At 67.3% G+C, this 11,966-nt stretch carries 9 protein-coding genes; 6 read left to right on the forward strand and 3 right to left on the reverse strand.

The window, feature by feature from the left end; translation table 11 throughout:
* Positions 1 to 356: 356 nt before the first annotated feature.
* The 3 genes from KLK06_RS26405 to KLK06_RS26415 all read right to left on the reverse strand — a co-directional run bounded on the left by KLK06_RS26405 (position 357) and on the right by KLK06_RS26415 (position 4,445).
* Positions 357 to 1,988: an alpha/beta hydrolase gene (locus tag KLK06_RS26405; RefSeq protein WP_214638306.1), complete on the reverse strand. Its 1,632-nt coding sequence runs from the start codon at positions 1,986 to 1,988 to the stop codon at positions 357 to 359.
* A 667-nt stretch (positions 1,989 to 2,655) separates the two neighbouring features.
* Complete coding sequence (locus KLK06_RS26410) at positions 2,656 to 3,444, reverse strand: MerR family transcriptional regulator (protein ID WP_214638307.1); 789 nt, start codon at positions 3,442 to 3,444, stop codon at positions 2,656 to 2,658.
* Between the two features lie 350 nt (positions 3,445 to 3,794).
* A complete protein-coding gene (locus tag KLK06_RS26415) occupies positions 3,795 to 4,445 on the reverse strand; it encodes a Type 1 glutamine amidotransferase-like domain-containing protein (RefSeq protein WP_214638308.1) in 651 nt (216 codons plus the stop codon).
* Between the two features lie 812 nt (positions 4,446 to 5,257).
* Here KLK06_RS26415 and fxlM point away from each other — a divergent pair.
* The 6 genes from fxlM to KLK06_RS26445 all read left to right on the forward strand — a co-directional run bounded on the left by fxlM (position 5,258) and on the right by KLK06_RS26445 (position 11,942).
* A complete protein-coding gene (fxlM, locus tag KLK06_RS26420; protein ID WP_214638309.1) occupies positions 5,258 to 6,475 on the forward strand; it encodes a methyltransferase, FxLD system in 1,218 nt (405 codons plus the stop codon).
* A 64-nt stretch (positions 6,476 to 6,539) separates the two neighbouring features.
* On the forward strand, positions 6,540 to 7,091 hold the full coding sequence (locus KLK06_RS26425; RefSeq protein ID WP_214638310.1) for a hypothetical protein: 552 nt from the start codon (positions 6,540 to 6,542) through the stop codon (positions 7,089 to 7,091).
* Positions 7,067 to 8,272 (forward strand): hypothetical protein, encoded by a 1,206-nt coding sequence (locus KLK06_RS26430; RefSeq protein ID WP_214638311.1) that lies wholly within the window; start codon positions 7,067 to 7,069, stop codon positions 8,270 to 8,272. Before KLK06_RS26425 ends, KLK06_RS26430 begins: the two co-directional genes overlap by 25 nt.
* 461 nt (positions 8,273 to 8,733) lie before the next feature.
* On the forward strand, positions 8,734 to 9,273 hold the full coding sequence (locus KLK06_RS26435; protein ID WP_250906043.1) for a hypothetical protein: 540 nt from the start codon (positions 8,734 to 8,736) through the stop codon (positions 9,271 to 9,273).
* A gap of 216 nt (positions 9,274 to 9,489) precedes the next feature.
* Complete coding sequence (locus KLK06_RS26440; RefSeq protein WP_308168454.1) at positions 9,490 to 10,809, forward strand: Dyp-type peroxidase; 1,320 nt, start codon at positions 9,490 to 9,492, stop codon at positions 10,807 to 10,809.
* Between the two features lie 5 nt (positions 10,810 to 10,814).
* Positions 10,815 to 11,942, forward strand: coding sequence for a catalase family protein (locus KLK06_RS26445; protein ID WP_250906044.1), 1,128 nt, complete (start codon positions 10,815 to 10,817; stop codon positions 11,940 to 11,942).
* The last annotated feature ends 24 nt before the right edge of the window (positions 11,943 to 11,966 follow it).

Here is an 11,966-nt window from a genome sequence, read left to right on the forward strand (position 1 = left end):
CGGCGAGTCGGGTTGTTCAACCAGCAGACGATCCCTACGCGGTCTCTTCGCGGAGGGAGAAGCGACTGGCTTCGGGGGCGGTGGGACGCACGGTTGCGCCGGCCCTGGAAGGACCTTTCTCGGCGGCCGCGACCTGTCGCACCACTCGGTAACTGTGCTGCAAGCTCCTGCCAATGGCGCAGTAGCAGGAGCTTGCTGGTGCCTGACCAGCGCGAGCATGGCATCCGAAGTAGGGGACGTCAGGAAGCTCGGGTGTCAGAGATCTTCAACGTGGCCGGCGGCGATGTCCTCGGGGGCCCGCCAGATCGGCAGAGGTCATCTCGATTTACGGGTCACGTGACCTGCCCGTACCCGGTTCAGAGCTTGCACCGGGCCCCTTCGGCCGGGGATTTGAGGTCGATGAGGTAGGTGGCCACGGTTTTGTTGACGCAGGCGTTACCGGCCACCAAGGCGCCGTGCTGTTCGCCCTCGACGGTGAGCAAGCTGCCGCCCAGCGTCTTGGCCAGCTTGATGCCGCCCTCGTGCGGTGTGATGGGGTCGCGCGTGACGGAGACCGTCAACGTGTCGGCCAGGCCCTTGATGCCGGTGGCGTACGGGTAGCCGAGCGTCGGCTTGACGGGCCACTGCTCGCAGCCGTCGCGCGCCTCCTTGATCGGACGGCCTGGGTCGGAGAACGGCGCAGCCTTGAACCACGCCCGGTTCAGCGCGCTCTCCTGCTTCGGCGTGTGACGCTCCTCGTCCAGGCAGTTGATCGTCAACGTGGCCTCGAGCGAGTTGGGGTAGACGCCGTCAGCGCTCCGCCCGTGGTAGCTGTCGCGCAGCTTCAGCAGCGTGTCGCCCTTGCCGGCCTTCAGCTCGGCGATGCCCGCGATCGCGACGGGCCAGCTCGCCTCGGTGTACAGCGCGGCCGTCACCCCCTCGACCGCCTGCTCGAACGTCAGCCCGCGCCCATCGGACGTCCGGGCCGGCTTGTCGATCAGCGGCCGGACGAGCTTCTGGAAGACCTTGGTGGCGCGGTCGGGGTCGGTGCCGAGCGGGCAGTCCTGCTTGGTGGCGCACGACGCGGCCATACGCTCGAACGAGGCCTGCATCCCGGTGGCCTGCTGGACACGTCGCTCGTAGGTGCCCGCCAGCGGGTCAAACGCCGCGTCGAGCAGCAGCGCGCGGACCTTCTTCGGGAACATCTCCGCGTACACGGCGCCGAGCCGGGTGCCATAGCTGCTGCCCGCGAAGGAGAGCTTCTCATCGCCCAGGGCCTGGCGCAGCACGTCCATGTCCCGCGCGACGTCGCGGGTGCCGACGTGCGCGAGCACCTGCCTGCCGCCGGAACGCTTGGCGCACTGCTCGACGAGCCGGCGGGTCTCCTGCTCGGTCCAGTCATCCACGCCGGCGGGGACCGAGGAGAACTTCGCGCCGCGGTCGCGCTCGGCGTCGGTGTAGCAGTCGAGCGCCGGGGTCGAGGCGCCGACGCCGCGCGGGTCGAACCCGACCAGGTCGAAACGCTCAGTGATCGGCGACTTCGCCCACACGGCGGCCATCAGGGCCGCGTGCTCCGTACCGGGGAAGCCGGGACCGCCGGGGTTCAGCACGAGCGACCCGATCGGATCCTTGCCCCGCGCGGGCACACGCAGCAGCGCGATCTCCGCCTGCTTACCCTTCGGATTCCGGTAGTCGAGCGGCACCTTGAGCCGCGCGCACTCGGCTTTGACGGCCGGCACGCCCGGCGGCAGCTTCGGAGCGCATGGCTTGAACGCCGGCTTCTGCCCGTAGAAGCGGTCCAGGCCGGTGCCGGAGGGGAGGGCCTGCTGACCGGACTGGCCGGTGCCGGAGGGGAGAGCCTGCTGACCGGACTGGCCGGTGCCGGAGGGGAGAGCCTGCTGACCGGACTGGCCGGTGCCGGCCGCAACGGCCTGCTCGGCGCCGGCGCCGAGCAGCAGCGTCAGCGCCACGGCGCCCATGACGACGGCCGGTCTCTTGCGATACGACATGTGCTTTCTCCTATCGTCGGAAGTGATGGTCAACTGGGAATGAGGGGCGCGGGCCCGCGCAGCCTCACGTCCCGGTGCGCGGCACCAGGGAGGGCGTGGACGTACATGCGTGGGCAGGTCGAGTTGCGCGGTCGCGCAGTGCTGACACCACCGTCCTGGTCGCGCGTTCGTCACCGGTCAGGGCGCGTGGCTCCAGGTTGGTCAGCCACGGACACCTGGCCGGCAGTCGCGGAAGGCTGGGGTACATCCGCCCGCCACCGTCAGCAGCGGCACCGCCACCGCCACGAGCGGCGACCGGGCACGACGTGACAGCACTATCTCCTCCTATGCGCAGAGCGGAAGTGCGCGTTCAGCTACACAGCGCAACGAACGGCATGGGTAACAGCCAAAACCATGACGTCGCGTCCAAGTCAACCCGCGCACCGGAACGGCGCATCGGCCCCAACTGGGTGAGCAACATGCCACCAACCGCCACATAGACCCTGACCTGGGAATCCGTTTCCGGTTCCGGTTCGGCTCGTGTGGGGCGGCTTAGCCGACAGCATCCGGATCAGTCGTAGGCGCGCAACAGCCGGGCGCCGTCCAGCAGCCGTGCGCGCGGATCTCTCCAGCGCTCGAACGCATCGCGCCGGCCAAGCTTGACCGCGCCGCGCCGCCACGGCATCGATCAGGCGGGCTCAGCCGGACAGGCGAGGTCGTGCGCCGGCACGTCTCTGCTGGTCATTCGGTTGATCACCCGGTCCGCGAACAGCTGGTTCGCGCGGTGCTGCTGGTCGTTGAGATTGCGCTCGCCATAGGCGGCGAGCATCGAGGAGACGTCGGCGCCGAACTCGATGTCGGGCCAGTTCTCCAGGAGGGGCTGGTACTGCGTCACCATGTCGTCGGCGAGCTGTTCGATGGCCTCCTGCGGGGTGTCCGGGCCGAGCTCGCCGAAGCGCCGGAGCAGCTCTGTGGTGGCCGGGGTGAAGAGGGAATGCTGCGCCATGGCGTCGGCGAGGGCGGACGTCCCGGTCTCGCCGATCATGTGGGACATCAGGACGATCTGCTCGCGCTCGTGGCGAGCCATGTCGGGGGCGATGTCGGCGACGGCGCTGAGGGTGGGTCCGTAGGCGGCCATTCCCGGCGGCAGGTCGGGCATCGCGCCGTGGCGGCGGAGCCGGGCGATGCCCTCCCGCCGTTCGGTGAGCCGCTCGATCTCGGCGGCCAGCTGCCGGTCCAGTTCATCGAGCAGCGCCTCGGTGGCCTGCGGTTCGTCGAGCACGTCCGGGAGCGCGGCGAGCGGGAGGCCGAGCTCGGTCAGGCGGGTGATCCGCAGCAGCCGGACCAGGTGACGTACGTCGTAGTCGCGGTAGCCGTTGACCGAGCGCTCGGGTTCTTCAAGGAGCCCGATCTGAAGGTAGTGCCGCACGGTGCGGATGGTGACGCCGGCGAGTGCGGCCAGTTCACTGCTGCGCAACGGTCTTCTCCTTCGGTTTCGCTCCGGTCGGTGCGCGGGACGCGACGACGGTGACGGCGAACTCGGTCGCGGGTCGACAGCGGCGGGGGCGATGCGCGTATGCCGACGGCCGGGCGTACGCACACCATATGGTCGATTACAGCCGTCGCGGCGCCCGTCCGGCAGTGCGGCTCGTCATAACCTCGTCATGACATTTAACAGGAGAAGTCATGACGTGGCTCGCTGGTGACACCACGGAGCGATCTGGCAGCACGGCCAATGTCACCGACGGCCTCGACCACGGCGCCGGCGTAGTCCGCCAGGGTCTTCGACTCGTCACCACCCGGAAGGCTGACGCGGCATGGTGCCGGTCAATAGATATGCGCATCCTCGCCGTCGATGACGAGTGCCTGCCCGTCGCGCAGAGTGCGGTGTGCGATGCCGTCTGCGTCGTAGTTGGCCGCGACGACACCCAGGGCCTGCGACTCAGGGTGGCCCGGGGAGTCGATGTGTGGCACTACCGCGTAGTCGAGGATGCCCAGCCCATCCCAGATCACCGGCTCGCCGTAGGTCGCGGGGACGACGTTCGGGTCGTCGCAGTGCTCCAGTCCGCGCAGGTTCGGAGCCAGCACGCAGGCGCCGGCGCTGTATCCGGCGTAGACCACTGCGTCCCGTCGGATCAAGGCTGTCAGTGCGGTGTCGGCACCACTGCGGGCGAGCGCGTAACGCAGCATGAACACATTTCCGCCGCGTACCCAGACCATGGGAAAGCGGGCCAGCACGGCCGCGACGGCTTGGTGAGGCTGGTCGAAGAACGTGCGCAGGTCAAGCTCGGTTGGCCGCAGCCCCAGCGCGGTGAGCGCGCTGGTCTCACGCTCAACCCCAGATGTGCGTTCGTCTTGGGGCTGGGCGTCCGTGGCGTTGGCGATCACGGCGACTTCGGCCGAACCCTGCCTGCCCAGCAGTGCAAGCAACTGGTCTGGACGATCGCCTATCCGGAAGGAGGAGAGATACATGCGCATCGAAGGACCTTAGTCGGTGGGTGCTCTCAACCTGTGCTGCGACGGCGGGAGCCGCAGGCAAGGTGCCGCCGCCGGCGCTCCGGCCTGTTAGCAGACGGTTTGGGTGGGGTCGCGTGTCGGCTCTGGGGACAGGAAAGGGCTCCTGATAGTCGAGGGAGCCGGCCACCGCGGTGGTGTTCGCCGGGCGCGAGGCCGACGGGCGAATGGAACGACGGCATTACCCCCAAGTGACGACTTATTGTGCCACTGTTGCTACACAAAGTGGCATCGAGCGGAAGGGGGACACTCCAGTGCCCTTCGATGACATCGACAGGATGCGCAAGAACCAACGAGATTACGAGCACCAGCAGATGATCCGGAGGACGACCGAAAGGTCCGACAGAGGAGACGGCCCGACCTCGTGGGAGGATATGGGCGCGTTTGGGGTCATAGTCTCAATCGTGGGCATCATAGCTCTCCTGATCATTATGGCGAGCCATCGGTAAGCGCTGGCGGCCACGATCCCGCAGACCCTCCCCGAATCAGCTACATCAAGCGCGAAACGCAGAACCGCGGCCATACCGCCATCCAGCCCCTAGGCTGCCGCAAATGGACGACGCCCAGCCCAGCACCTCAGCCGAACGGCTAAGCGTGGGCCTCATCAACGAGGTACGCGATCAGGAAGCGGTCCGTGGCACATCGGTAGCCAGCGCCGGAAAACCCCTGGCCGTAAGCCGTGAGCGAGCTGGACGTCATCGGTCGGCGTCCGTACACCAAGGCGCCAGAACGCGCTCATTGTCCACGCTTCCTGCCCTCACAACTGGAGCACAGCGATGAGCGCGGGCATCGTTTCCGAAGAGTCGCTGCGCGCGGCCATGGTCGACCGTCTGTGGGAGCTCGGAGCGATCCGCAGAGACGAAGTCGCCGCGGCGTTCTCTCGTGTGCCCCGGCATGTGTTCGCGCCCGAGGCTACGCCGGAGGAAGCCTACGACGCGGAAGCCGTCGTCCGGACGAAATGGGCCGCCGACGGGACCGCGATCAGCTCCGTGTCAGCGCCACAGATCCAAGCGCGGATGGTGGAGCAGGCCGGCATCACGCGTGGCATGCGCGTGCTCGAGGTCGGCTCCGGCGGCTACAACGCAGCGGTAATCGCCGAACTTGTCGGGTCGGAAGGCCACGTCACCACCGTCGATATCGACGCCGACATCACCGACCGCGCCCGCCGGTTGCTGAACGAGACCGGGTACTCCACCGTCCACGTCGTGCTCGGCGACGGCGAACTCGGCTGTCCCGCATCTGCGCCCTTCGACGCGATCGTGGTTACCGTCGAGGCCGCGGACATCCCGCCCGCGTGGATCGATCAGCTCATCGAAGGAGGAACGCTCACGGCGCCACTGCGGGTCCGGGGCCTCACCCGCTCGATCGGCTTCACCAAGACCGGCGATCGGCTGGAAAGCACGTCGAAGGAGTTGTGCGGCTTCGTGCCGATGCAGGGAGCCGGCGCGCGGCCACGCCTTTGGGTGCCGCTCCGGGATGGGAAAGTGCGGCTGCGGTTCGATGAGGACCCCTGCCCGACGGACCCCGAGACACTGGAGCGCGCGTTCGCAGCCGGACAGGCGCACGTTGGGACGGGAGTCACCGTCCGGCCCAACGAGTCGCTCGACACGCTCCAGACGTGGCTGGCCACCAGCCTCGCTGGCTCCTGCCTGCTGTCCTTCGACAACGAGGACAAGGATCTGGCCGACGTCTTCGCGGACCCACTCATCCCCTCGATGTGCAACAGCGTTGTCGACGGGGAGAGCTTCGCCTACCTAACGAAGCGGAAACCGCGCGAGGACACCGTCGAGATCGGCAGCCACGCGTTCGGGCCCGACGCTTCCGCCTTGGCGAACACCTGGGCCGACCTCGTTCGGGCGTGGGACCGCGATCACCGCCACGGGCCCGGCCCGCGATACACCATCTACCCGGCGGACACCGACCATCAGGTCGCTGACGGGCCTGTGGTGATCAAGCACCACGTCAAGATCGCGATTTCCTGGCCTTCGCCCTAGCTAGTGGCCGGTCAAAGACGCCCAGCTGTGCCTGTGATCTGTAGTTGGCGGCTGTGAACGATAGGTGGCGGACGTAGGTTGGGTCGGCCTGTGCAAGGTCACCATGATCGGCTCTGGTGGCGTTGGCGGATTGTGTTGGGCAACTCAGGAGCGCCCCTCCGAACCGGGGCAGGACGCCATCGCCGCGTGCACGAGCCTGCTGCTCGCCGCGCGGAAGTGCTCTCCCGTCCTGTCCCGCCTGCTCCTGCGCGAACTCGACCGGCACCTCACCGCGGTCGAGAGCACACCGTACGACTCCACGACAGCCCGCGGCGACGCTCTCATCGGCGCGCTGATCCTCACCAACACCCTGTCCGTACCGCAGGCCGCGGACTTCGACCGGGCCGAGCGCCTGGCCAGCCGCCTGGACGACCTGCTGAAACGGCTGGAGATCACCGACCTTCCGAGCGCGCGTAGGCTTTCTGTCACTGAATCTGGTGAGGGTCTAGCACGAACGATCAAAGCATCCGGGCAACAGAAATCCTGGCCTCAGGCGATGCGAAGTCGAGCCGACGTATTAGCGACCGATAGGCCTGATGGCATGATTCGCGGGTGGATTCGTTGCTGGAAGCGTTGATTCAGGTGGATTGGGACGGCCTCGATCATGCCTATGGGCGGGCATCGGATGCGCCCGGGCAGGTTCTGGCGTTGATCGGGGACGATCCCCAGGCGCAGAGCGGTGCCGTGGGCTATCTGGATGCTGTGATGCTGCACCAGGGCAGCGTCTATTCCGCGACAGGGCCGTTCGTCAGGTTCGTGGCAGCGGTTCTGGCTGATCCCGCGACGGACGCGGTCGTTGAGGATGTTCTTCCCTGGGACGCCGAACCTCGTCCGCTCCGGGCAGCGCTGCTGGAATACCTGGCCCTGTTCGCCGAGGCATGCCGGCTCGAAGTCAGCGACGAGGAACTGCTCAGCGACGCCTACCCCGTCGGCCGCGACGAGGCGGACCTTCAGCGAATCCGCGAAGCCGCTCGCGCCTGCGAATGGACCCTGGACCCTGACCCGGACACGCGCACGCCGCCGCCCGCTGCCCTGATGGAGGCGGTGAACGACACCGAATACCGCAAGGCGATGGAGGCCCGGGATCTGCTCGCCTGCAGACAGGTCGTTCCCGACGTCTATGCCGCGGTGCTCCCATTGATCACCGCTTCGGAGCCCACCGTTCGGACCCCCGCGATGACCGCGGCCGCATACTGCCTCGACCATGCAGCGCTAAGCGACAGCGCTGCCGCGCTCATCGAACTCATCACCGACACAGCCGCCATCTCATCCGATCCGAGAGAGCGGGCGACCATCGCCCGACTGCTCGCAATCCTCGGCGAGCTTCCCGAGCCGCTTCTCAACGACCCTCATCCCGGAGTTCGCGCCTGCGCAGCCCTGGCGCCCGGTTGCGCCGATGACCCACGCGCCACGAGCGCACTGGTCACCGCCCTCGAGAACCCCCATGAAGCGGACCACTGGTTCGACCGCCACCTGCCCGGCCAGGAAGGCTGGCTCCACTTCGACCTCGCCCGCGCCCTCGCCGAACGCGCAGACGACCTCGAAACCATCCTGCCCGCCGCACTCGGCCTGGCTACCCTCTCCTTCACCCTGAACTACGACAACGACCTCGCACCATTCGTGGACCTAGCCTTTCCAGAGCCCCTCACCGACCACACAGTGTTGACACCGGCCCAACGCACCTTCCTCGGTGCCCTCCTGGACCACCGACACCTACCGTTTAACGAGGCTCTCTGCCGCCGCCTGCTGGGCGGCTAGTCCAAGCCCTCACCGGGGGTCGCACGAACCCAGCGGTTCCCGGCCAAGCAGGTGACAACAAGCCTGCCTATGTGACAACTACCGCGCTTCGGCTCAGCTCCCCCACCAACTGACCAATTCCCCTTCGGTGCCGACCATCGATCACAACCGCCATCTATCGATTACAGACACACCATCTGCGACTCTCAGTTATAGATGGCGGTTCCCAGGTTTTGTTGGCGGCTGGGCAGCAGAGGTCATGATCAGACAGCCCCAGGACCAGGGCGTTTTCCGTGTGGAACACGTCGGTCTGGTGGCCTGCCCCCAGTCGGCCAACAGTGGTGGGGTCAGAATGGGAGATGAGGGCGATGGCGCCCCATCCTGGAGCGCCTGGCTCCCCTCGGACGGATCCATGGCAGGAGAGGCTCACCATGACTCCGACGCCAGACGCAACCCCATCAGCTCAGCCCGAGCGCCCGGGCATGAGGGATGGGGTGTGCAGCGAGTTCACCGTCTTTACCAAGATCAAGCCGGGCCACGCGGATGCCCTGCGTGAGGATCTCGCCACGCTCGCCGGCGGGTCATCTGACACGGATGCCCGTGCGGCGCTGCGCCAGATCGGCACCCTGCACGACGCACGCCACGTGATTTTCGACAACGACACCCGGCACATGTTCGCCAGCGTCTTCGACGGCTCCTGGGACACCTACATCGACGACTTCGGCAAGACGGCGATCGGAGGCCGCTTCGACAAGGTCTTCTCGCACGCCGAAGGGTTCCCCGGCATCACCGATCCGAAGATAAAGGACTGGTTCCTCGCCCAGCAGGCGCCCGCTGGGGTCTTCGTCAGCTCCTATCCCGATCTGACCGTTCAACAGATCTGGAAGGACCAACGCGTGAACGAGGCATTCCAGGCGGTGCTGGACACACCCGAGTTCCGGGCGGCGCTGGACAACCCGGCGAACGCCGAGTTGCTGGCCACGCCGGCCTTCCAGAAGCTGATGGAGGAAGCCGCAGGCTAGAACCCTTAGGACAACCAACCCCTAAGGCCGAGCCGACGTCGCAGCGGGGGGCGACGCGGGCAGCCGCCGAAGCGCACAATGCCGCGGCGGTGAGCCCCAGCGCGTCACGGACCGCGGTGGCGGGCGCGAGCCGGCCGACGCGGGGTTGTCCAGCTGAAGACCGATGCGGAGGCACAAGCGATCATGAACGCGGGGGCAAGCACGGGCGGAGCCGGCGTGCGCATCGAGATCGACGACATCCAAAGCGGGGCATTGCATCCACGGCCTGCACCGTACGTGGGAAGGTTCATCTTCCTCCGTGTAGCTGACCGCCACGCAGGGCGTTCGCTGCTGCGGCGGCTGCTCCCGGCGATCGAGGGTGGTTTGCCCAGCGTGGACCCGAGCCAGGATGCCTGGGTTGCGGTGGCGTTCACCTACCAGGGACTGCGGGCCATGGGGGTGCCGCAGGAGTCGCTGGACAGCTTTCCGCGGGCGTTTCGCCAGGGCATGGCAGCACGTGCGGACCTGATCGGTGACCTGGGTGAGAGTGCCCCGGCCCACTGGGAGCCACCGTTCGGAACAGGCGATGTGCATATCGCGTTGAGTGCCCTCTCGCCCGATGCGGCGCGGCTGGACAAGGCTCTGGAGCGAGCCCGCATCGCGTACCAGGACACGCCTGGTGTCCAGGTGATCTGGCAGCAGGAGGTCCACCAGCTCCCGACCGGGCGTACCACCTTCGGCTTCCGCGACGGCATCAGCCATCCGAACATCGAGGGCCTCGGGCTGCCCGGCTCCAACCCCCAGGAAACCCCCATCAAAGCCGGCGAGTTCATCCTCGGCTACCCCGACGAAACCGGCAATCTGCCACCCATGCCCAGCCCCGATGTGCTGGGGCGCAACGGGACCTACGTAGCCGTACGCAAGATTCACACCAAGGTGGCGGCCTGGCGCCAGTACCTGCGTGCGAACACCGCCAGCGCCCAGGAAGAGGCGCTCCTGGCGGCGAAGATGGTCGGGCGCTGGCCCAGCGGGGCGCCGTTGACGCTGACCCCGGACCACGACGACGCGGCGCTGGGCGCCGATCCGCACCGCAACAACGACTTCATGTACCGGGCGAACGACGATCGCGGCTTCCGGTGCCCCGCTGGTGCGCACATCCGGCGTACCAACCCCCGCGATGCCACCATCATCGGCGACGCACGGATGCACCGCCTCATCCGCCGCGGCACCAGCTACGGCCCGCCGCTGCCAGAGGGCGTACTGGAAGACGACGGCGCCGACCGGGGACTGGTCGGAGTCTTCATCGGAGCAAATCTCGAACGACAGTTTGAATTCATCAAGGCCGAGTGGGTCAACGACGGCAACTTCATCGGCTTCCCCGGCGAGAAGGACCCGGTAGCCGGGCATCACGGCGGAACCGGCAGCGCCACCATCCCGGAGAAGCCGATCCGGCGCCGCCTGCAGAACCTGCCCAGCTTCGTGGTCACCCGAGGCGGCGAGTACTGCTTCCTTCCGGGTCTGCGCGCCCTGCGCTGGCTGGCCGAACTGGAGGACTGAGGACCATGTCCATGCCATCGCGGTTCATCCCTTACACATCAGACGTCGAAGCCGCCGTCCCCGATTTCGACGAGCTGCTGCGGGCGGTGATCGCCAAGACCGAGCGGTTCATCGCCGAATCGGTGATCGCTGAAGGCAGCGGCCTGGCCGTCCGTGACGCGCACGCCAAGGGATACGGGCTCGTCAGAGGAGCAGTCGAGATCCTCGACCAGCTACCCACCGAATACGCGCAAGGCATCTACGCCACACCGGGACGGCACGACGCGCTCGTCCGCTTCTCCAACGGCTCACCTCATGCGGGCGCCGACGCGAGCCTCGGCCGCGCGACCGGGCTGGCGCTGAAGATGTTCGGCATTCAGGGCCCTACCCTGCTGGAGGACGAGCCCGACACCGGCACCTTCGACTACACCCTCATCAACGCGCCGGTCTTCTTCTGCAACACCGTGAAGCACTACCTGTTCATCCAGGAGTTGTTCCTCGACGCGCCGAAGTATTTCGCCCAGGGCGCGCCCGGCCGGCATCGCTTCTACCGGGAGTTCGTGACCGGCAAGGGAAGCTTGGCCGAGGACGAGTGGGCGTGGGACGAGTTCCTGGCCTTCCTCACGGTGGCACAGCGGCCCCTGGTGAACGTGTTGCTGTCGACCTACTTCACGATGGGCGCGGTCCGGCACGGCGACTACATCGCCAAGGTGCGCCTAGCCCCAGACCCCGCCTCCGCTGCCGCGGTCGTCCATCGCGCCATCGACCTGGTATCCGCGGAAGAGGTCTTCCGGCCGGCCTTGGTGGCCGAGATGAGGGACCGGCCGTACGCGTTCGACATCCAGGTCCAGTTGTGCGCCGACCTGAACCGCATGCCCGTCGAGGACCTCACCGTCGAGTGGCCCGAGCGGCTGTCCCCATTCGTCACGGTCGCCAGGTTGCTCCTGCCGCAGCAGGACATCTCGGATGAGGAAACCCTCAAGAAGATGGACGCGCTCTCCTTCACCCCGTGGCGGGTGACGGCCGAACACGCGCCGCTCGGCGAGATCATGCGGGCACGTGAGGAGGTCTACCGCCGTTCCTCCCTCCAGCGTCACCGGCTCAACCAGCAAGAACGCAGGGAGCCGCGCAGCGCTGATGAGGTCTCGTCGTGATGGTGTCACGTCTCCAAAAACGCG

This window comes from Nonomuraea sp. NEAU-A123 (genome assembly GCF_018603905.1).
GTDB lineage: Bacteria > Actinomycetota > Actinomycetes > Streptosporangiales > Streptosporangiaceae > Nonomuraea.